Here is a 17,402-nt window from a genome sequence, read left to right as displayed (position 1 = left end):
TCCGCAGTTCTACTTCCGCACGACGGACGTGACCGGCATCGTGACGCTTCCGGAAGGCACGGAAATGGTTATGCCTGGCGACAACGTCACGGTTGCCGTCGAGCTGATCGTTCCGATCGCGATGGAAGAAAAGCTGCGCTTCGCGATCCGCGAAGGCGGTCGTACCGTCGGCGCCGGCATCGTCGCCTCGATCGTCGAGTAATCTTCGCAGCGGCCACCTCAACCGGGTGGCCGCTTCGATGACAATATTATGAAGCAAGTGGCTTTGGCCGCTTGCTTATTACAAGAAAATGTTGCACATGGCGCGCGAGCGCTATTTGCGCCCTGCTTCGCTCGTTGAAGCGGGTGACTACAGCAAACAATAAGGTGGGCTGAAAGGCCTGAAGACTGGATAGGGGCACGGTAACCCGGAGCCTCTCTCGATCTTTGAAACCGGTGGTCCGCCTTAGGAATAAGAACAGCCTGTGCCTACCCGAAGGGCGCGCAGGATAACAAACACAAGGATAACGTCGAATGAACGGCCAAAATATCCGCATTCGCCTGAAGGCGTTCGATCACCGCATTCTCGACGCTTCGACGCGCGAGATCGTGTCGACGGCGAAGCGCACCGGCGCCAGCGTCCGGGGCCCCGTTCCGCTTCCGACTCGCATCGAGAAGTTTACGGTCAACCGGTCCCCACACATCGACAAGAAGAGCCGCGAGCAGTTCGAGATGCGCACGCATAAGCGCCTCCTCGACATCGTAGATCCGACCCCGCAGACGGTAGACGCGCTGATGAAGCTCGATCTCGCCGCCGGTGTCGATGTTGAGATCAAGCTCTGAGCCTTGCTCGAGCGGATTTGGAAGGATTGAACCGATGCGTTCAGGTGTGATTGCACAGAAGGTGGGCATGACCCGCGTCTACAACGACGCTGGCGAACATGTCCCGGTAACAGTACTGCGTCTGGATGGCTGCCAGGTTGTGGCCCAGCGCACTGTCGAAAAGAACGGCTACGCCGCAGTCCAGCTCGGTGCTGGCACGGTAAAGGTCAAGAATACGTCGAAGGCAATGCGTGGTAACTTTGCTGTTGCCAACGTTGAGCCGAAGGCCAAGCTGACGGAATTCCGCGTCACGGAAGACAATCTCCTCGAGGTTGGCACCGAGCTTAAGGCTGGTCACTTCGCCGCTGGTCAGCTCGTCGATGTGACGGGTACGACGATCGGTAAGGGCTTTGCCGGCGTTATGAAGCGTCACAATTTTGCCGGTGGCCGCGCCACTCACGGTAACTCGGTTTCGCACCGCTCGCACGGTTCTACCGGTCAGCGCCAGGACCCGGGCAGGGTTTTCAAGAACAAGAAGATGGCTGGTCACATGGGCCAGACGCGCGTAACGACTCAGAACCTTGAAGTGGTTTCGACCGACGAAGATCGTGGTCTGATCCTGATCAAGGGTGCAGTACCCGGTTCCAAGGGTGCCTGGATCATCGTGCGCGATGCCGTCAAGTCGGCAGCGAAGTAAGGGAGCCGGACCAATGGAATTCAACGTCAAGACCCTCGAGGGAAAAGACGCAGGGAAGGTTTCTCTTTCTGACGCGATTTTCGGCCTTGAGCCCCGCGAAGACATTCTCGCCCGCGTTATTCGCTGGCAGCTTGCCAAGAAGCAGCAGGGCACGCACCAGGCAAAGGGCCGCGCGGACGTTTCGCGCACCGGCGCCAAGATGTACAAGCAGAAGGGTACGGGCCGCGCTCGTCACCATTCGGCTCGCGCTCCGCAGTTCCGCGGCGGTGGTAAGGCTCACGGCCCGGTCGCTCGCAGCCACGAACACGACCTTCCGAAGAAGGTTCGCGCTCTCGGTCTGCGTCACGCCCTCTCGGCCAAGCTGAAGTCCGACGATGTCATTATCATCGACAGCCTGGTTGCTGCAGAAGCAAAGACCAAGGCACTGGCATCGACTTTCGAGACGCTCGGCCTGACCAACGCGCTCTTCATCGGCGGCGCTGAACTTGATGGCAACTTCAAGCTCGCAGCACAGAACATCCCGAACATCGATGTTCTGCCGATCCAGGGCATCAACGTTTATGACATCGTGCGCCGCGGCAAGCTCGTGCTTTCCAAGGCTGCCGTTGAAGCTCTAGAGGAGCGTTTCAAGTGACCGACCTTCGCCACTATGATGTGATCGTCTCGCCGGCGATCACCGAAAAGTCCACGCTGGTATCGGAAAACAACCAGGTTGTTTTCAATGTCGCCAAGAAGGCGTCGAAGCCGGAAATCAAGGCTGCAGTCGAGGCGCTCTTCGGCGTCAAGGTCACGGCCGTCAACACGCTGCTCCGCAAGGGCAAGACCAAGCGTTTTAAGGGTTTTGTCGGCAAGCAGCAGGACGTGAAGAAGGCTGTCGTGACGCTGGCTGAAGGCCAGACGATCGACGTCTCCACCGGTCTCTGAGGAATTAAACAATGGCATTGAAAACATTCAATCCTACGACCCCGAGCCAGCGTCAGCTGGTCATCGTCGACCGTTCCGGCCTCTATAAGGGCAAGCCGGTCAAGGCGCTGACGGAAGGTCTGACCAAGAGCGGCGGTCGTAACAACCTCGGCCGTATCACTGCCCGCTTCATCGGCGGCGGTCACAAGCGTACCTATCGTCTGATCGACTTCAAGCGTCGCAAGTTCGACGTCGAAGGCACGGTCGAGCGTATCGAATACGATCCGAACCGCACCGCGTTCATCGCGCTCGTATCCTACGCCGACGGCGAACAGGCCTACATCCTCGCTCCGCAGCGCCTTGCTGCCGGCGACAAGGTCATCTCCTCGGAGAAGGCTGTCGACGTGAAGCCCGGCAACACCATGCCGCTGCAGTACATCCCGGTCGGCTCCATCATCCACAACGTGGAAATGAAGCCGGGCAAGGGTGGTCAGATCGCACGTTCGGCTGGCGGTTACGCACAGCTCGTCGGTCGCGACGCGGGTCTGGCGATCCTTCGCCTGAACTCCGGCGAACAGCGCCTCGTTCCTGGCTCCTGCCTTGCTTCGATCGGTGCGGTTTCGAACCCTGACCATGCCAACATCAACGACGGCAAGGCCGGTCGTACGGTTTGGCGCGGCAAGCGTCCGCATAACCGCGGTGTTGTCATGAACCCTGTTGACCATCCGCACGGCGGTGGTGAAGGCCGTACCTCTGGTGGTCGTCACCCGGTTACTCCGTGGGGCAAGCCGACCAAGGGCAAGCGCACGCGGTCGAACAAGTCGACCGATAAGATGATCATGCGCTCGCGTCATCAGCGTAAGAAGTAAGAGAGGAAGTCTCCAATGGCTCGTTCAGTATGGAAAGGTCCGTTCGTTGACGGCTATCTTCTCAAGAAGGCTGAGAAGGTTCGTGAAGGCGGACGTGCAGAAGTAATCAAGATCTGGAGCCGTCGCTCCACGATCCTGCCGCAATTCGTCGGTCTCACCTTCGGCGTCTACAACGGCAGCAAGCATGTTCCGGTCAGCGTCAATGAAGACATGGTCGGTCACAAATTCGGTGAATTCTCTCCGACCCGGACCTACTACGGTCACGGTGCGGACAAGAAGGCAAAGAGGAAGTAACAATGGGCAAGGCAAAAGCCGAACGCCGGCTGAAGGACAACGAGGCGCAAGCAGTCGCCCGCACGCTCCGCGTCAGCCCACAGAAGCTCAACCTCGTTGCCGCGGTTATCCGTGGCAAGAAGGTCGATCGTGCACTCGCTGAGCTGGAATTCTCCCGCAAGCGCATCGCAGGCGCCGTCAAGAAGACGCTCGAATCTGCGATCGCCAACGCCGAGAACAACCACGACCTCGACGTCGATTCCCTGGTCGTCGCCGAAGCCTATGTCGGCAAGTCGATCGTCATGAAGCGTTTCCACGCTCGTGGCCGCGGCCGCGCTTCTCGCATCGAGAGGCCGTTTGCGCACCTGACGATCGTTGTCCGCGAAGTGCAGGCACAAGAGGAGGCCGCATAATGGGTCAGAAAATTAATCCAATCGGTTTCCGTCTTGGCATCAACCGTACCTGGGATAGCCGCTGGTTCGCGGACAATGCCGAGTACGGTCAGCTGCTGCACGAAGACCTGAAGATGCGCAAGTTCGTCATGAGCGAACTGAAGCAGGCTGGTATCGCCAAGGTGGTCATCGAGCGTCCGCACAAGAAGTGCCGCGTTACGATCCACTCGGCTCGTCCGGGCCTGATCATCGGCAAGAAGGGCGCAGACATCGACAAGCTCCGCAAGAAGCTGTCGGAGATGACGAATTCCGAGACGCACCTCAACATTGTTGAAGTTCGCAAGCCGGAAGTCGACGCTACGCTCGTCGCACAGTCGATCGCTCAGCAGCTTGAGCGTCGTGTTGCTTTCCGTCGCGCCATGAAGCGTGCCGTTCAGTCTGCAATGCGTCTTGGCGCCGAAGGCATCAAGATCACCTGCGCAGGCCGTCTCGGCGGTGCTGAAATCGCTCGTACGGAATGGTACCGCGAAGGTCGCGTTCCGCTGCACACGCTGCGCGCTGACATCGACTACGGCACAGCTGAAGCGGAAACCGCTTTTGGCATCTGCGGCATCAAGGTTTGGATCTTCAAGGGCGAAATCCTTGAGCACGATCCGATGGCCTCCGAGCGCCGCGCACTCGAGGGTGACGCTCAGGGTCCGGCAAGCCGTGATCGCGATCGTCGCCGCGACAACGCTTAATAGCGTTGGTGGCAGATAAGTTCGGAGAATAAGAAAATGTTGCAGCCAAAGCGTACCAAGTACCGCAAGCAATTCAAGGGCCGCATCAAGGGCGTCGCCAAGGGTGGTTCTGACCTGGCCTTCGGTGAATTCGGCCTTAAGGCTCAAGAGCCGAACCGCGTCAATGCACGCGAGATCGAAGCGGCCCGCCGCGCGATCACGCGCTACATGAAGCGCGCCGGCCGTGTATGGATCCGCGTGTTCCCGGATGTTCCGGTAACCGCAAAGCCGACCGAAGTCCGTATGGGTAAGGGCAAGGGCTCTGTCGAATACTGGGCATGCAAGGTCAAGCCAGGCCGTATGATGTTCGAAATCGACGGCGTCAGCGAAGAAATCGCTCGTGAAGCGCTTCGCCTCGGCTCTGCCAAGCTCTCGGTCAAGACGCGCTTCGTTCAGCGCATTGCAGAGTAAGGAGCAAGGCAGATGAAAGCCGAAGAAGTACGCGGCCTCACGGCCGACCAGCTCAAGGACAAGCTCGCCGACCTGAAGAAGGAGCAGTTCAACCTGCGCTTCCAGAAGGCAACCGGTCAGCTGGAAAAGTCCTCGCGCATCAACGAAGTCCGCAAGGACATCGCCCGCGTGAAAACCATTGCCCGCCAGAAGGCGGCAGAAGCAAAGGCGTAAAGGAAAACATCATGCCGAAGCGCATTCTGCAGGGCGTTGTCGTTGGCGACAAGAACGAGAAGACTGTCGTAGTTCGCGTTGAGCGTCGTTTCGCTCACCCGCTGCTCCAGAAGACCGTTCGTCGTTCCAAGAAGTACAAGGCCCACGACGAAAACAATCAGTACAAGATCGGCGATACCGTATCCATCGAGGAATGCGCGCCGATCTCCAAGGACAAGCGTTGGACGGTCGTTTCCGCCCAGGCCAAGTAAGATTTTTGCGCGAGGCCTTGCGTCTCGCGGAAATATCTGTATGAAGCAGCGTCAGAACGCTCGTTCGTCGAGCGTTCTTTTGCTTTGAGCGCACGGAAGGTCCCATTGGGGAAACCACCCTGGCACGATCGATCCCGCGCTATTCAAGCTATGCCGTGTTTTCGCCTGCCCTCGTGGCAAGCGGCCGGCTGACAATTTTCATAAGCCGGGGAAGGGGGCTTCTAGCCCAACCATTCCGGTAAACCAAAAAGGCGACCTGATATGATTCAGATGCAAACAAACCTCGACGTGGCGGATAATTCCGGCGCACGTCGTGTCATGTGCATCAAGGTGCTGGGCGGCTCGAAGCGCAAGTATGCCGGGATCGGCGACGTTATCGTCGTTTCGATCAAGGAAGCGATCCCGCGCGGCCGCGTGAAGAAGGGTGACGTGATGAAGGCGGTGGTCGTTCGTACCGCCAAGGAAATCCGTCGCGTTGATGGTTCCATCATCCGCTTCGACACGAATGCAGCAGTCCTCATCGACAACAAGAAAGAGCCGATCGGCACCCGTATCTTCGGACCGGTTCCGCGCGAACTTCGCGCCAAGAACCACATGAAGATCATCTCGCTGGCTCCCGAAGTACTGTAAGGAGCGCGAACGATGCAAAAGATTCGTAAGGGCGACAAGGTCGTCATGCTCGCAGGCAAGGACAAGGGCCGCACTGGCGAAGTCCTCCAGGTTCTGCCCAAGGAAGATCGTGCCGTTGTTCGTGGCATCAACGTCGTAAAGCGCCATCAGCGCCAGACGCAGAGCCAGGAAGCCGGCATCATCAGCAAGGAAGCTGCTGTTCACCTGTCCAACGTTGCGATCGTCGACAAGGACGGCAAGCCGACCCGCGTCGGTTTCAAGGTTGTTGACGGCAAAAAGGTCCGTGTGGCCAAGCGTTCCGGTGAGGTGATCTGATGGCTGACGCAAAGTACGAGCCGCGGCTCAAGAAGGAATATGTCGAGCGCATTCGTGCGGCGATGCAGGAGAAGTTCTCCTACGCCAACGAAATGATGATCCCGAAGCTCGACAAGATCGTAATCAACATGGGTGTTGGTGAAGCAACGGCTGATTCGAAGAAGCCGACTGTTGCTGCAGCTGACCTGGCCGCTATCGCTGGTCAGAAGCCGGTCATCACCCGTGCACGCAACTCCATCGCGGGCTTCAAGGTCCGTGAGCAGATGCCGATCGGCGCAAAGGTTACCCTGCGCGGCGCTCGCATGTACGAGTTCCTGGACCGTCTCGTGAACATCGCGCTTCCGCGCGTTCGCGACTTCCGCGGCCTGAACCCGAAAAGCTTTGACGGCCGTGGCAACTTCGCCATGGGCATCAAGGAGCACATTGTGTTCCCTGAGATCAACTACGACAAGGTTGATCAGATGTGGGGCATGGACATCATCGTTTGCACGACGGCAACGAAGGACGACGAAGCGCGGGCTCTCTTGACAGAGTTCAACTTCCCGTTCCGTCAGTAACCGTAACGACGAGCGTAGAAAAGGAACCGCACATGGCGAAGACAAGCGCAGTTGAAAAGAACAAGCGCCGCCGTACCACGGTCGCTAACCAGGCTGCCAAGCGCGCAGCTCTGAAGGCGATCATCATGAACCAGGCTCTTCCGATCGAAGACCGGTTCAAGGCCTCGATCAAGCTGGCATCCCTGCCGCGCGATGGATCCAAGACCCGCATTCGCAACCGTTGCGAAGTATCGGGCCGTCCGCGCGCATACTACCGCAAACTGCGCATGTCGCGTATCGCGCTGCGTGAACTCGGCAATCTCGGCAAGGTGCCGGGCATCGTCAAGTCGAGCTGGTAAGGAGCAGGTTAGATGACAATGACTGATCCGTTGGGCGATATGCTCACTCGCATCCGCAACGGCGCTTCTCGCCGCAAGTCGTCGGTTTCGACGCCTGCTTCGAAGCTCCGTGCACGCGTTCTCGATGTTCTGCAGTCCGAAGGCTACATCCGTGGCTATTCCCTTGTCGATTTCGGCAATGGCAAGTCGGAGCTCAACATCGAGCTGAAGTACTATGAAGGCGCATCGGTGATCCGCGAGATCGGCCGTGTGTCCAAGCCGGGCCGCCGGGTTTATGTCTCGGTCAAGTCCATTCCGCAGGTCGCGAACGGCCTCGGCATCACCATCCTTTCGACCCCGAAGGGCGTGATGGCCGATCACCAGGCTCGCGAACAGAACGTTGGTGGCGAGGTTCTTTGCTCGGTCTTCTAAGGCTGAGCAAGGATCTCCATAGCGAACAGACAGGATTGAAACATGTCTCGTATCGGTAAAAAGCCCGTTCAGGTGCCTGCTGGGATCACGGCTACGGTCGATGGCCAGAAGGTTACCGCTAAGGGCCCGAAGGGCGAGCTGTTCTTCGTCGCAAATGACGAAGTCGGCGTGAAGCTCGAAAACAATGCGGTTGTCGTGACGCCGCTCACCCAGACGAAGAATGCTCGTGCAAAGTGGGGCATGTCCCGCACGATGATCGAGAACATCTTCAAGGGCGTTAAGGACGGCTTTGAGCGCAAGCTCGAAATCAACGGCGTCGGTTACCGCGCGTCGCTCCAGGGCAAGAACCTGCAGCTGGCACTCGGCTTCAGCCATGATGTTGTTTACGAGCCGCCGCAGGGCATCACGATCGCTGTGCCGAAGCCGACGGAAATCGTCGTCACCGGCATCAACAAGCAGCAGGTCGGCCAGGTTGCCGCTGAAATCCGCGAATACCGCGGTCCTGAGCCCTACAAGGGCAAGGGCGTCAAGTATGCCGAAGAGCGGATTGTCCGCAAAGAAGGCAAGAAGAAGTAAGGATCACGCGAAATGGCTAGCAGGAAAGAAGCACTTGCACGTCGTGCCAACCGCGTGCGTCGTCACCTTAAGTCGGTGGCCAACGGCCGTCCGCGCCTGTCGGTTCATCGCTCGTCGAAGAACATCTACGCTCAGATCATTGACGATGTCGCCGGTAAGACGCTTGCGTCCGCCTCGACCCTCGACAAGGATCTGCGCGGTTCTCTGAAGACCGGTGCTGACACGGCAGCAGCTGCCCTCGTAGGCAAGCTCGTTGCTGAGCGTGGCTCGAAGGCCGGCGTCAAGGACGTCGTATTCGACCGTGGCGCCTATATCTACCACGGCCGCATCAAGGCCCTGGCAGACGCAGCCCGCGAAGGCGGTCTGTCCTTCTAATAAAGTTTCCGGCCGGCAGCTTTAAAAGCACCGGCCGGATCTCACCGGACCGCAGGCGTCCCGTAAGGGGAGGCCGATGCGGTCCTCGTTTTGTTTGCCGATTGCACCCGGAAAAGAAAAAGGAAGAGGACAATGGCACAGGAAAGAAGGCCGCAGCGGGAAGACCGCCAGGCCCGCGAAGAACGCGATAGCGAGTTCGTCGACAAGCTGGTCGCGATCAACCGCGTTGCTAAGGTTGTTAAGGGTGGCCGCCGTTTCGGTTTCGCCGCTCTCGTCGTCGTTGGTGACCAGAAGGGCCGCGTTGGCTTCGGTCACGGCAAGGCACGTGAAGTGCCGGAAGCAATCCGTAAGGCGACTGAAGCTGCCAAGCGCGAACTGATCTTCGTACCGCTGCGTGACGGCCGTACGCTGCATCACGACGTTCATGGCCGCCATGGCGCCGGCAAGGTTCTGCTTCGTTCGGCCAAGGTCGGTACCGGTATCATCGCCGGTGGTCCGATGCGCGCCGTTTTCGAAACGCTCGGCGTTCACGACGTTGTCGCCAAGTCGACCGGTTCCTCGAACCCATACAACATGGTTCGCGCTACCTTCGACGCTCTGAAGCACCAGGTTCACCCGAAGGACATCGCAGCTCAGCGCGGCATCAAGTATGCAACGCTCCAGGCTCGCCGTGCCGCTTCTGGCAATGCCTCTGAAGAATAAGAGGAGTCTGACAGATGGCTAAGGCTACCAAGAAGACTGAAGCGAAGACGGTTACTGTCGAACAGATCGGCAGCCCGATTCGTCGTCCGGATGTCCAGCAGCGCACGCTGATCGGCCTCGGACTCAACAAGATGCACCGTCGCCGCACGCTGGAAGATACCCCTTCCGTTCGTGGCATGATCCGTGCTGTCCAGCATCTCGTTCGCGTCGTCGACGAGAAGTAAGCCGGGAGATTCGCTATGAAACTCAATGAAATCAAAGACAACGAAGGTTCGACCCACAGCCGCAAGCGCCTCGGCCGCGGTATTGGTTCGGGCTCGGGCAAGACCGGTGGTCGCGGTGTGAAGGGTCAGAAGTCCCGTTCCGGCGTCGCCATCAACGGTTTCGAAGGCGGCCAGATGCCAATCTACCGCCGCCTGCCGAAGCGCGGCTTCAACAACATCTTCAAGGCCGACTTCGTCGTCGTGTCGCTGGAGCGTGTTCAGGCTGCGATCGACGCTGGCAAGCTCGACGGCAAGTCCACGGTTGATGCAGCAGCTCTCAAGGCTGCTGGCGTTATCCGCCGCGTCAAGGACGGCGTTCGCGTTCTCGCCGATGGCGAACTGAAGGCAAAGGTCAAGTTCGAAGTTGCTGGCGCTTCCAAGCCGGCGATCGAAAAGATCGAAAAGGCTGGCGGCTCCGTCACGCTTCTTTCTGCCGCAGCAACGGCTGAATAATTAATGCTATGATAAGTCGCCCGGGGTGCTTCACACCGGGCGATTTTGCTCCCATATGTGAGCCTCACAAAAACCGGCTGGACGCACGTGCGTCATAAACGGTAGGAACGAACACAAGGGTGAGGCATAGGTTGCGTTCGCAATCCGTCCGAAGCCCGCTTTTGAATAATTCAGAATGCTGATTCCGGGTCCTGCACCTCGCTTGGCTAGAGCCCGAAATCGGTAGCGCGGAGAATCGCATGGCGTCTGCAGCGGAACAGTTGGCTTCCAACCTCAATTTCTCGACCTTCGCCAAAGCCGAGGATCTCAAGAAGCGCCTGTGGTTCACACTGGCAGCTCTCCTCGTCTACCGGCTCGGTACCCACATTCCGCTTCCTGGCCTCAATCCAGAAGCTTATGCCCAGGCCTTCCGTGGCCAGGCAGGCGGCATTCTCGGCCTCTTCAATATGTTCTCGGGCGGCGCCGTGCAGCGCATGGCAATCTTTGCGCTCGGCATCATGCCTTACATTTCCGCTTCGATTATCGTGCAGCTGATGACGTCGGTCGTCCCGGCGCTCGAGAACCTGAAGAAGGAAGGCGAGCAGGGTCGCAAGATCATCAACCAGTACACGCGCTACGGCACGGTGCTGCTCGGTGCGCTGCAAGCCTACGGCATTTCCGTCGGCCTTGAGAGCGGCAACGGCCTCGTTGTTGATCCGGGCATCTTCTTCCGCATTTCGACGGTTGTGACGCTGCTCGGCGGCACCATGTTCCTGATGTGGCTCGGTGAGCAGATCACCTCGCGCGGTATCGGCAACGGTATTTCGCTGATCATCTTCGCCGGTATCGCTGCAGGCCTTCCGCAGGCTCTTGCCGGTACGCTGGAACTTGGCCGCACCGGCGCTCTGTCGACGACACTGATTCTCGCTGTGATCATCATTGCGATTGCCGTCATCGCCATCATCGTTTTCGTTGAGCGTGCGCAGCGCCGCCTGCTGATCCAGTATCCGAAGCGCCAGGTCGGCAATCGGATGTTCCAGGGCGATACCTCGCATCTGCCGCTGAAGCTCAACACCTCGGGCGTCATCCCGGCGATCTTCTCGTCCTCGTTGCTGCTGCTGCCGGCGACGCTCGCGGGCTTCGCCAACACCACATCATTGCCTGCATGGGCAACCTCGATCGTGGCCGCGCTCGGCCATGGCCAGCCGCTCTACATGCTGCTCTACGGCCTGTTGATCGCGTTTTTCGCCTTCTTCTACACGGCTATCGTCTTCAATCCGAAGGATACCGCCGACAATCTGAAGAAGCATGGCGGCTTCATTCCGGGCATCCGTCCGGGCGAGCGGACTGCCGAATACATCGATTACGTGCTGACCCGCATTACGGTGATTGGCGCGATTTACCTCGTCTTCGTGTGCATCCTGCCGGAAATTCTTGTGTCGCAAACGGGCATTCCGTTGTCCCTGGGTGGCACTTCTCTCTTGATCGTGGTTAGCGTAACTCTCGATACGGTGGCACAGATTCAGGGTCATCTGATCGCACAGCAGTACGAAGGTCTGATCAAGAAATCGAAGTTGCGCGGAGGAAAGAGGGGGCGATGAGACTCATACTGTTAGGGCCGCCGGGCGCGGGTAAGGGGACCCAGGCTCAGCGGATCGTGGAGAAGTACGGAATTCCGCAACTCTCCACGGGCGATATGCTCCGCGCAGCCGTTGCGGCAGGCACGGAAGTAGGCAAGCGTGCGAAGGCCGTCATGGACGCTGGCAAGCTTGTCTCGGATGAGATCGTCAATGCCATCGTTTCCGAGCGTCTCGACGCTCCAGACTGCGCCAAGGGCTTTATTCTTGACGGCTATCCGCGCACGTTGGTTCAGGCCGACGCGACGGAAAGCATGCTGAAGGGCAAGGGGCTCGAGCTCTCGACCGTGATCGAGATCCAGGTCGACGACAATGTGCTGGCCGATCGCGTATCCGGCCGCTACACCTGCGCCAATTGCGGGACCGGTTATCACGATACCAATGTTAAGCCGAAGGTAGACGGTGTCTGTGATCGCTGTGGTTCGACGCATTTCAAGCGCCGCCCGGATGACAACCGCGAAACGGTCGTCACGCGCCTCCAGGCATACTACAAGGAAACCTCGCCGCTGATCGGCTACTACTATGCCAAGAGCAAGTTGAAGTCGGTGGACGGTATGGCGGACATCGATCACGTCACGAACGAGATCGAAGCCATTCTTTCGAAGCTTTAGGGCTTTGGAAATAAACTTGGCGGAAGCGGTTGCTTTTAAGCGCTGATTCCGCTAAACACCGCGCCAACTCGCGATATCTCATGCGATCGGCGCGGACTTCCCAAGGGAATTCCGGGTTCGATCGTTTTGACTTGTTGAGAACCTGAATTGTAATTGCGACCTCTTTGGGTCGTGTAACGAGACACCACTTGCCGGATGGCAACTGGAACGCAAGGAGAATAGGCGTGGCACGTATCGCTGGCGTCAACATCCCGACTGCAAAGCGCGTTGTAATCGCGCTGACGTATATCCACGGGATCGGTCCGAAATTCGCGCAGGAAATCATGGAAAAGGTTGGCCTGCCGGCTGACAAGCGCGTCCATCAGCTGACGGACTCCGAAGTCCTGCAGATTCGCGAAACCATCGACCGTGATTATCAGGTCGAAGGTGACCTGCGTCGCGAGACCTCGATGAACATCAAGCGCCTGATGGACCTCGGTTGCTACCGCGGCCTGCGTCATCGCCGTGGCCTTCCGGTCCGCGGTCAGCGCACGCATACCAATGCTCGTACCCGCAAGGGCCCGGCAAAGGCTATCGCTGGTAAGAAGAAGTAATTTCCGGGAAACCGGAGGTGAGGGGGCTGGCGGTCTGCGCCGGCCTCTTTTGAGTTTCGGGCAGGGCCGCAAGGTCTCGTTCCGGTGTAGCCGCTGGCATTACGGCGGTGCAGAGATCCAAGAAAGGGATATTAAATGGCCAAGGAAGCCGTACGCGTTCGCCGTCGCGAACGTAAAAACATTTCGTCTGGCGTAGCTCACGTCAACTCGACCTTCAACAACACGATGATCACGATCACCGACGCACAGGGCAATGCGATTGCCTGGTCGTCTGCTGGCGCCAAGGGCTTCAAGGGCTCGCGCAAGTCGACCCCGTTCGCTGCTCAGATCGCTGCTGAAGACTGCGCCAAGAAGGCTCAGGAACACGGCATGAAGTCGCTGGAAGTTGAAGTTTGCGGTCCGGGTTCGGGTCGTGAATCCGCTCTGCGCGCGCTCCAGGCTGCCGGTTTCATGATCACGTCCATCCGCGACGTGACGCCGATCCCGCACAATGGTTGCCGCCCGCGCAAGAAGCGCCGCGTCTGATCATCGCCATTCACAACACCGGTGAGCGGCTTTTCGCTCCCGGTGCTTCTCAAGCTCGGTTGCCACGATTGGATGGTGGTAACGAACGGAAGGCAAAAATATGATTCAGAAAAACTGGCAGGAATTGATCAAGCCGAACAAGGTCGAGTTCTCTTCGAGCTCGCGCACCAAGGCGACGCTCGTAGCAGAGCCGCTGGAGCGCGGTTTCGGCCTCACCCTCGGCAACGCGCTGCGTCGCGTTCTGCTGTCCTCGCTGCGCGGTGCCGCAGTGACGGCCGTGCAGATCGATGGCGTACTGCATGAGTTCTCGTCGATCCCGGGCGTCCGCGAAGACGTTACGGACATCGTCCTCAACATCAAGGAAATCGCCATCAAGATGGATGGCGATGACGCAAAGCGCATGGTCGTGCGCAAGCAGGGCCCGGGCGTTGTAACGGCTGGCGACATCCAGACCGTCGGTGATATCGAAATCCTCAACCCCGAGCATGTCATCTGCACGCTCGACGAGGGCGCCGAAATCCGTATGGAATTCACCGTCAACAACGGCAAGGGCTACGTTCCGGCCGACCGCAATCGCGCGGAAGATGCTCCGATCGGTCTCATCCCGGTCGACAGCCTTTATTCGCCGGTCAAGAAGGTGTCCTACAAGGTTGAAAATACCCGCGAAGGACAGGTTCTCGACTACGACAAGCTGAACATGACGATCGAAACCGACGGTTCGATCTCCGGCGAAGATGCCGTCGCTTTCGCGGCTCGCATCCTGCAGGATCAGCTTGGCGTGTTCGTCAACTTCGACGAGCCGCAGAAGGAAACCGAAGAGGAAGCAGTCACCGAACTCGCTTTCAACCCGGCGCTCCTCAAGAAGGTGGACGAACTCGAACTGTCTGTTCGCTCGGCAAACTGCCTGAAGAACGACAACATCGTCTACATCGGCGACCTCATTCAGAAGACCGAAGCAGAAATGCTCCGCACACCGAATTTTGGTCGCAAGTCGCTGAACGAAATCAAGGAAGTTCTCGCTTCCATGGGCCTGCACCTCGGCATGGAAGTGCCGGCATGGCCGCCCGAGAACATCGAAGATCTCGCCAAGCGTTACGAAGACCAGTACTAACATTCAAACGGCAGGCGGATGCCTGCAAGTGAAGGAGAATAGCAATGCGCCACGGTAAAGCCGGCCGCAAGCTGAACAGAACCGCTAGCCACCGCAAGGCAATGTTTGCCAACATGGCGGCTTCGCTCATCACGCATGAGCAGATCGTGACGACCCTGCCGAAGGCAAAGGAAATTCGCCCGATCGTTGAAAAGCTCGTCACCCTCGGCAAGCGCGGCGACCTGCACGCTCGTCGTCAGGCGATCTCGCAGATCCGCGACGCCGCTGTCGTTGCGAAGCTCTTCGACGCGATCGCTTCGCGCTACGCAACCCGCAACGGCGGCTACCTGCGTATCATGAAGGCTGGCTTCCGCCAGGGCGACAACGCTGCTCTCGCAGTCGTTGAGTTCGTTGATCGCGACACCTACGCCAAGGGCGCAGCCGACAAGGCTCGCGTTGAAGCCGAAGCTGCAGCAGCTGAAGCCGCTTAATCCTTTTCGGTTCGCCGGAAGCAAAACAGCCGGGCTGCAAAGCCCGGCTGTTTTCGTTTGTGGTCGCGCGTCTGTTGAATGAATTTCGCATCAGGGTTAGGCTCGCCGTCGCTGTCAGCGTCTCGAAGAGCGTGCAAAGTGATCGACCACATAACCATTGCCGTTAGTGATCTGAAAAAGAGCAAGCTGTTCTACGAACAAGCTCTTGTCCCATTGGGCCACAAGCTCTCATTCGGGAAGGAGGGCGCGTTTTGGTCCTTCGATGTTGGCGACGGTGGGCTGTTTGAAATCCAGGAGGCAGACACGCCGCCACCCTTTACGCGCCTGCACGTGGCCTTCCGTGCACGCAACAAGGCGGAAGTTGACGCTTTCTACCAGGCTGCACTTGCGGCCGGCGCCAAGGACAACGGTGGCCCCGGCCCAAGACCGCAGTACACGCCCGACTACTACGCCTGCTTCGTCCTCGATCCCGACGGTTACAACATCGAAGCGATGATCAATCAGCCAGCCACGGACGTCTAACTGGTTGCTGGCTCGCCGCCTCGAGGGCGATCCTTGCCGCAGCCTGTGGAAGATCACGAGACGGTTGCCGCTGCTCGGGTGCGGTCGCGTCCCTGGCCGCGTTTGCGGCTGCGCGCGATCGGTCGCCATGATCGGTAGAGGATGAGCACGATGATCAGGCCGACGTAGACGTACTGCTCGAGGTCGAGGACTTTCGTCGACAACGCAAAGTGCACGGCACCAGCGGCGGCGATGATATAGACGAGGCGGTGCAGCCGCACCCAGTTCGGGCCGAGGCGACGGATCGAGAAGTTGTTGGACGTCACCGCGAGCGGAACGAGCAAGGCAAGCCCGGCCATGCCGAACATGATGAAGGGCCGCTTTAGCACATCGTTCACGACCGCAGAGAAATCGAGTGCTTGGTCGAGCACCATGTAGACCGTGAAGTGCATCAGGGCATAGTAGAAGGTCAGAAGGCCGAGCGCGCGGCGATAGCGAAGGTAGTTCCATCCGAGCAGGTCGCGCGCGGGCGAGACGGCCAGCGTCAGGATGAGGAAGCGGATCGTCCAGAGGCCGAGGAACAGCTCGAACGTCTTCACCGGGTCAGCGCCAAGCTGATCGGTGGCGCCGAGATAGAAGGTCCAGGCGGCAGGCAGCAGTCCGAGAGCGTAGAGAGCCCAGACAGAGGCCGACTGCCAGCGCTTTGGAAGACTGAACGAAAAACCTGCCATCAGAAGTTCTTCCGCAGATCCATGCCGCTATAGAGGCTTGCGACCTCGTCGGCGTATCCGTTGAACGGCAGCGTGGGGTGGCGGCTTGCACCAAAGAATCCGCTTTCGCCGATGCGCCGTTCGCTCGCCTGGCTCCAGCGCGGGTGATCGACCTCCGGATTGACGTTGGCGTAGAAGCCGTATTCTTGCGAATTGGTCACCTGCCAGGTGTTCTTCGGCTCCTTGTCCGTCAGCGTGATCCGAACGATCGACTTGATGCCCTTGAAGCCGTATTTCCACGGCACGACCAAGCGGATCGGCGCACCGTTCTGGTTTGGCAGCGTTTGGCCATAAAGACCGACGGCGAGCAGCGTCAGCGGGTGGCGAGCCTCGTCGAGCCGCAGGCCCTCGACATAGGGCCAGTCGAGCGATTGGAAGATGCCCTTCTGCCCCGGCATCTCGTCTGGGCGTACGACGGTTTCGAAGGCGACGTACTTTGCGCTCCCGAGCGGTTCCACCTTGTTGAGCAGAGAAGCGAGCGGGAAGCCGTCCCACGGAATGACCATCGACCACGCCTCGACGCAGCGCATCCGATAGGTGCGGTTCTCGATCGGGAATTCCTTCATCAGCGCTTCGATATCGAACGTGCCCGGCTTGTTGACCATGCCGTCGACCTTGATTGTCCAGGGCAGCGGCTTGAAGTCGCCGGAGAGCGCGGACGGATCACCCTTGTCGAGACCAAATTCGTAGAAGTTGTTGTAGGTCGTCACGTCCTTGAGCGGCGTCGCCTTCTCGTCAACCGTATATTTGCTGTCGATGACCGATAGTGCCGCTGCGCTGGCCTTGCCGGCGCCGTAAAGCGCCATGGCGCCTAGTGTTGCGGCGCCGAGGAACTCGCGACGCCTCAGATAAACCTGCTGCGGTGTAATCTCCGAGGAGGCGATCTTGGGGGGACGGTAGGCTGGCATCGGAAACCTCCTGAGCATGAGAGCTCGGTATAAACCTTCAACGCATCGAACGCGTCTTTGGATCATTGTTTATGCCTACTGGCCTGGC

Annotated in this window: 30 protein-coding genes and 1 pseudogene; 29 read left to right on the top strand and 2 right to left on the bottom strand. The window is 59.0% G+C overall.

The window, feature by feature from the left end:
* The 29 genes and pseudogenes from tuf to FHT77_RS21290 all read left to right on the top strand — a co-directional run.
* Window positions 1-202: pseudogene (gene tuf / locus FHT77_RS21430) on the top strand (elongation factor Tu); the annotation flags it as partial.
* A gap of 311 nt (window positions 203-513) precedes the next feature.
* Window positions 514-822 (top strand): 30S ribosomal protein S10, encoded by a 309-nt coding sequence (rpsJ, locus tag FHT77_RS21425; protein ID WP_003547547.1) that lies wholly within the window; start codon window positions 514-516, stop codon window positions 820-822.
* A 34-nt stretch (window positions 823-856) separates the two neighbouring features.
* On the top strand, window positions 857-1,498 hold the full coding sequence (gene rplC, locus FHT77_RS21420) for a 50S ribosomal protein L3 (protein ID WP_183756879.1): 642 nt from the start codon (window positions 857-859) through the stop codon (window positions 1,496-1,498).
* Between the two features lie 13 nt (window positions 1,499-1,511).
* Window positions 1,512-2,132, top strand: a complete 621-nt coding sequence (gene rplD / locus FHT77_RS21415) for a 50S ribosomal protein L4 (RefSeq protein ID WP_016553550.1) — start codon at window positions 1,512-1,514, stop codon at window positions 2,130-2,132.
* Window positions 2,129-2,422 carry a 50S ribosomal protein L23 gene (locus FHT77_RS21410; RefSeq protein ID WP_016553551.1) on the top strand — a complete coding sequence of 98 codons (294 nt, stop codon included), beginning with the start codon at window positions 2,129-2,131 and terminating at the stop codon, window positions 2,420-2,422. The genes rplD and FHT77_RS21410 overlap by 4 nt, the downstream gene beginning before the upstream one ends.
* Window positions 2,423-2,433: 11 nt before the next feature.
* Complete coding sequence (gene rplB, locus FHT77_RS21405) at window positions 2,434-3,270, top strand: 50S ribosomal protein L2 (RefSeq protein ID WP_183756878.1); 837 nt, start codon at window positions 2,434-2,436, stop codon at window positions 3,268-3,270.
* A 15-nt stretch (window positions 3,271-3,285) separates the two neighbouring features.
* The gene (gene rpsS / locus FHT77_RS21400; protein ID WP_007531666.1) at window positions 3,286-3,564 is read left to right on the top strand and encodes a 30S ribosomal protein S19; all 279 of its coding nucleotides are present in this window, start codon (window positions 3,286-3,288) and stop codon (window positions 3,562-3,564) included.
* A 2-nt stretch (window positions 3,565-3,566) separates the two neighbouring features.
* Window positions 3,567-3,956, top strand: coding sequence for a 50S ribosomal protein L22 (gene rplV / locus FHT77_RS21395; RefSeq protein WP_018857110.1), 390 nt, complete (start codon window positions 3,567-3,569; stop codon window positions 3,954-3,956).
* Window positions 3,956-4,675 (top strand): 30S ribosomal protein S3, encoded by a 720-nt coding sequence (gene rpsC / locus FHT77_RS21390; protein WP_007531669.1) that lies wholly within the window; start codon window positions 3,956-3,958, stop codon window positions 4,673-4,675. Before rplV ends, rpsC begins: the two co-directional genes overlap by 1 nt.
* Before the next feature lie 36 nt (window positions 4,676-4,711).
* The gene (rplP, locus tag FHT77_RS21385; RefSeq protein ID WP_003573792.1) at window positions 4,712-5,125 is read left to right on the top strand and encodes a 50S ribosomal protein L16; all 414 of its coding nucleotides are present in this window, start codon (window positions 4,712-4,714) and stop codon (window positions 5,123-5,125) included.
* Between the two features lie 12 nt (window positions 5,126-5,137).
* Window positions 5,138-5,338: a 50S ribosomal protein L29 gene (rpmC, locus tag FHT77_RS21380; protein WP_007531673.1), complete on the top strand. Its 201-nt coding sequence runs from the start codon at window positions 5,138-5,140 to the stop codon at window positions 5,336-5,338.
* Between the two features lie 11 nt (window positions 5,339-5,349).
* Complete coding sequence (gene rpsQ, locus FHT77_RS21375) at window positions 5,350-5,589, top strand: 30S ribosomal protein S17 (protein WP_007787739.1); 240 nt, start codon at window positions 5,350-5,352, stop codon at window positions 5,587-5,589.
* A 261-nt stretch (window positions 5,590-5,850) separates the two neighbouring features.
* Window positions 5,851-6,219 carry a 50S ribosomal protein L14 gene (gene rplN, locus FHT77_RS21370; RefSeq protein ID WP_007787738.1) on the top strand — a complete coding sequence of 123 codons (369 nt, stop codon included), beginning with the start codon at window positions 5,851-5,853 and terminating at the stop codon, window positions 6,217-6,219.
* Window positions 6,220-6,231: 12 nt separating this feature from the next.
* The gene (rplX, locus tag FHT77_RS21365) at window positions 6,232-6,534 is read left to right on the top strand and encodes a 50S ribosomal protein L24 (RefSeq protein WP_037127218.1); all 303 of its coding nucleotides are present in this window, start codon (window positions 6,232-6,234) and stop codon (window positions 6,532-6,534) included.
* A complete protein-coding gene (gene rplE, locus FHT77_RS21360) occupies window positions 6,534-7,091 on the top strand; it encodes a 50S ribosomal protein L5 (RefSeq protein WP_016553557.1) in 558 nt (185 codons plus the stop codon). Before rplX ends, rplE begins: the two co-directional genes overlap by 1 nt.
* Before the next feature lie 32 nt (window positions 7,092-7,123).
* Entirely contained in the window at window positions 7,124-7,429 is a 306-nt protein-coding gene (gene rpsN / locus FHT77_RS21355) for a 30S ribosomal protein S14 (RefSeq protein ID WP_016553558.1), read from the top strand.
* A gap of 12 nt (window positions 7,430-7,441) precedes the next feature.
* Window positions 7,442-7,840 (top strand): 30S ribosomal protein S8, encoded by a 399-nt coding sequence (gene rpsH / locus FHT77_RS21350; protein WP_183756877.1) that lies wholly within the window; start codon window positions 7,442-7,444, stop codon window positions 7,838-7,840.
* 42 nt (window positions 7,841-7,882) lie between these two features.
* A complete protein-coding gene (gene rplF, locus FHT77_RS21345) occupies window positions 7,883-8,416 on the top strand; it encodes a 50S ribosomal protein L6 (RefSeq protein ID WP_016553559.1) in 534 nt (177 codons plus the stop codon).
* Between the two features lie 12 nt (window positions 8,417-8,428).
* Complete coding sequence (gene rplR / locus FHT77_RS21340; RefSeq protein ID WP_183756876.1) at window positions 8,429-8,791, top strand: 50S ribosomal protein L18; 363 nt, start codon at window positions 8,429-8,431, stop codon at window positions 8,789-8,791.
* Between the two features lie 132 nt (window positions 8,792-8,923).
* The gene (gene rpsE / locus FHT77_RS21335) at window positions 8,924-9,493 is read left to right on the top strand and encodes a 30S ribosomal protein S5 (protein WP_007531680.1); all 570 of its coding nucleotides are present in this window, start codon (window positions 8,924-8,926) and stop codon (window positions 9,491-9,493) included.
* Window positions 9,494-9,507: 14 nt separating this feature from the next.
* A complete protein-coding gene (gene rpmD, locus FHT77_RS21330; protein WP_007531681.1) occupies window positions 9,508-9,717 on the top strand; it encodes a 50S ribosomal protein L30 in 210 nt (69 codons plus the stop codon).
* Between the two features lie 15 nt (window positions 9,718-9,732).
* Window positions 9,733-10,209 carry a 50S ribosomal protein L15 gene (gene rplO / locus FHT77_RS21325; protein WP_114712283.1) on the top strand — a complete coding sequence of 159 codons (477 nt, stop codon included), beginning with the start codon at window positions 9,733-9,735 and terminating at the stop codon, window positions 10,207-10,209.
* Between the two features lie 239 nt (window positions 10,210-10,448).
* On the top strand, window positions 10,449-11,789 hold the full coding sequence (gene secY / locus FHT77_RS21320; protein WP_016553564.1) for a preprotein translocase subunit SecY: 1,341 nt from the start codon (window positions 10,449-10,451) through the stop codon (window positions 11,787-11,789).
* The gene (locus FHT77_RS21315; RefSeq protein ID WP_183756875.1) at window positions 11,786-12,436 is read left to right on the top strand and encodes an adenylate kinase; all 651 of its coding nucleotides are present in this window, start codon (window positions 11,786-11,788) and stop codon (window positions 12,434-12,436) included. The genes secY and FHT77_RS21315 overlap by 4 nt, the downstream gene beginning before the upstream one ends.
* A gap of 224 nt (window positions 12,437-12,660) precedes the next feature.
* Complete coding sequence (gene rpsM / locus FHT77_RS21310) at window positions 12,661-13,029, top strand: 30S ribosomal protein S13 (protein WP_007531685.1); 369 nt, start codon at window positions 12,661-12,663, stop codon at window positions 13,027-13,029.
* A 135-nt stretch (window positions 13,030-13,164) separates the two neighbouring features.
* Window positions 13,165-13,554 carry a 30S ribosomal protein S11 gene (gene rpsK / locus FHT77_RS21305; RefSeq protein WP_003547577.1) on the top strand — a complete coding sequence of 130 codons (390 nt, stop codon included), beginning with the start codon at window positions 13,165-13,167 and terminating at the stop codon, window positions 13,552-13,554.
* Between the two features lie 100 nt (window positions 13,555-13,654).
* A complete protein-coding gene (locus FHT77_RS21300) occupies window positions 13,655-14,665 on the top strand; it encodes a DNA-directed RNA polymerase subunit alpha (RefSeq protein WP_007787729.1) in 1,011 nt (336 codons plus the stop codon).
* 44 nt (window positions 14,666-14,709) lie between these two features.
* Entirely contained in the window at window positions 14,710-15,135 is a 426-nt protein-coding gene (rplQ, locus tag FHT77_RS21295; RefSeq protein ID WP_183756874.1) for a 50S ribosomal protein L17, read from the top strand.
* Window positions 15,136-15,273: 138 nt separating this feature from the next.
* Window positions 15,274-15,657, top strand: coding sequence for a VOC family protein (locus FHT77_RS21290; RefSeq protein ID WP_183756873.1), 384 nt, complete (start codon window positions 15,274-15,276; stop codon window positions 15,655-15,657).
* A 53-nt stretch (window positions 15,658-15,710) separates the two neighbouring features.
* Here the strand turns inward: FHT77_RS21290 and msrQ are convergent, their stop codons facing one another.
* Together msrQ and msrP are read right to left on the bottom strand one after the other, a co-directional pair.
* On the bottom strand, window positions 15,711-16,367 hold the full coding sequence (gene msrQ, locus FHT77_RS21285; protein WP_183756872.1) for a protein-methionine-sulfoxide reductase heme-binding subunit MsrQ: 657 nt from the start codon (window positions 16,365-16,367) through the stop codon (window positions 15,711-15,713).
* On the bottom strand, window positions 16,367-17,314 hold the full coding sequence (gene msrP, locus FHT77_RS21280) for a protein-methionine-sulfoxide reductase catalytic subunit MsrP (protein ID WP_114712287.1): 948 nt from the start codon (window positions 17,312-17,314) through the stop codon (window positions 16,367-16,369). Before msrP ends, msrQ begins: the two co-directional genes overlap by 1 nt.
* Between the last annotated feature and the right edge of the window lie 88 nt (window positions 17,315-17,402).

The sequence above is a fragment of the Rhizobium sp. BK181 genome, from assembly GCF_014193305.1.
Lineage (GTDB): Bacteria > Pseudomonadota > Alphaproteobacteria > Rhizobiales > Rhizobiaceae > Rhizobium.
The sequence above is the reverse complement of the archived record's forward strand: the minus strand, read 5'-3'. Positions and strand labels throughout refer to the sequence as shown.

Excerpts from the sequence above, each read along its gene's own strand:
- rpsJ (WP_003547547.1), top strand. The coding sequence starts at position 514 with ATGAACGGCCAAAATATCCGCATTCGCCTGAAGGCGTTCGATCACCGC.
- rplC (WP_183756879.1), top strand. The coding sequence starts at position 857 with ATGCGTTCAGGTGTGATTGCACAGAAGGTGGGCATGACCCGCGTCTAC.
- rplD (WP_016553550.1), top strand. The coding sequence starts at position 1,512 with ATGGAATTCAACGTCAAGACCCTCGAGGGAAAAGACGCAGGGAAGGTT.
- rplB (WP_183756878.1), top strand. The coding sequence starts at position 2,434 with ATGGCATTGAAAACATTCAATCCTACGACCCCGAGCCAGCGTCAGCTG.
- rpsS (WP_007531666.1), top strand. The coding sequence starts at position 3,286 with ATGGCTCGTTCAGTATGGAAAGGTCCGTTCGTTGACGGCTATCTTCTC.
- rplV (WP_018857110.1), top strand. The coding sequence starts at position 3,567 with ATGGGCAAGGCAAAAGCCGAACGCCGGCTGAAGGACAACGAGGCGCAA.
- rpsC (WP_007531669.1), top strand. The coding sequence starts at position 3,956 with ATGGGTCAGAAAATTAATCCAATCGGTTTCCGTCTTGGCATCAACCGT.
- rplP (WP_003573792.1), top strand. The coding sequence starts at position 4,712 with ATGTTGCAGCCAAAGCGTACCAAGTACCGCAAGCAATTCAAGGGCCGC.
- rpmC (WP_007531673.1), top strand. The coding sequence starts at position 5,138 with ATGAAAGCCGAAGAAGTACGCGGCCTCACGGCCGACCAGCTCAAGGAC.
- rpsQ (WP_007787739.1), top strand. The coding sequence starts at position 5,350 with ATGCCGAAGCGCATTCTGCAGGGCGTTGTCGTTGGCGACAAGAACGAG.
- rplN (WP_007787738.1), top strand. The coding sequence starts at position 5,851 with ATGATTCAGATGCAAACAAACCTCGACGTGGCGGATAATTCCGGCGCA.
- rplX (WP_037127218.1), top strand. The coding sequence starts at position 6,232 with ATGCAAAAGATTCGTAAGGGCGACAAGGTCGTCATGCTCGCAGGCAAG.
- rplE (WP_016553557.1), top strand. The coding sequence starts at position 6,534 with ATGGCTGACGCAAAGTACGAGCCGCGGCTCAAGAAGGAATATGTCGAG.
- rpsN (WP_016553558.1), top strand. The coding sequence starts at position 7,124 with ATGGCGAAGACAAGCGCAGTTGAAAAGAACAAGCGCCGCCGTACCACG.
- rpsH (WP_183756877.1), top strand. The coding sequence starts at position 7,442 with ATGACAATGACTGATCCGTTGGGCGATATGCTCACTCGCATCCGCAAC.
- rplF (WP_016553559.1), top strand. The coding sequence starts at position 7,883 with ATGTCTCGTATCGGTAAAAAGCCCGTTCAGGTGCCTGCTGGGATCACG.
- rplR (WP_183756876.1), top strand. The coding sequence starts at position 8,429 with ATGGCTAGCAGGAAAGAAGCACTTGCACGTCGTGCCAACCGCGTGCGT.
- rpsE (WP_007531680.1), top strand. The coding sequence starts at position 8,924 with ATGGCACAGGAAAGAAGGCCGCAGCGGGAAGACCGCCAGGCCCGCGAA.
- rpmD (WP_007531681.1), top strand. The coding sequence starts at position 9,508 with ATGGCTAAGGCTACCAAGAAGACTGAAGCGAAGACGGTTACTGTCGAA.
- rplO (WP_114712283.1), top strand. The coding sequence starts at position 9,733 with ATGAAACTCAATGAAATCAAAGACAACGAAGGTTCGACCCACAGCCGC.
- secY (WP_016553564.1), top strand. The coding sequence starts at position 10,449 with ATGGCGTCTGCAGCGGAACAGTTGGCTTCCAACCTCAATTTCTCGACC.
- FHT77_RS21315 (WP_183756875.1), top strand. The coding sequence starts at position 11,786 with ATGAGACTCATACTGTTAGGGCCGCCGGGCGCGGGTAAGGGGACCCAG.
- rpsK (WP_003547577.1), top strand. The coding sequence starts at position 13,165 with ATGGCCAAGGAAGCCGTACGCGTTCGCCGTCGCGAACGTAAAAACATT.
- FHT77_RS21300 (WP_007787729.1), top strand. The coding sequence starts at position 13,655 with ATGATTCAGAAAAACTGGCAGGAATTGATCAAGCCGAACAAGGTCGAG.
- rplQ (WP_183756874.1), top strand. The coding sequence starts at position 14,710 with ATGCGCCACGGTAAAGCCGGCCGCAAGCTGAACAGAACCGCTAGCCAC.
- msrQ (WP_183756872.1), bottom strand. The coding sequence starts at position 16,367 with ATGGCAGGTTTTTCGTTCAGTCTTCCAAAGCGCTGGCAGTCGGCCTCT.
- msrP (WP_114712287.1), bottom strand. The coding sequence starts at position 17,314 with ATGCCAGCCTACCGTCCCCCCAAGATCGCCTCCTCGGAGATTACACCG.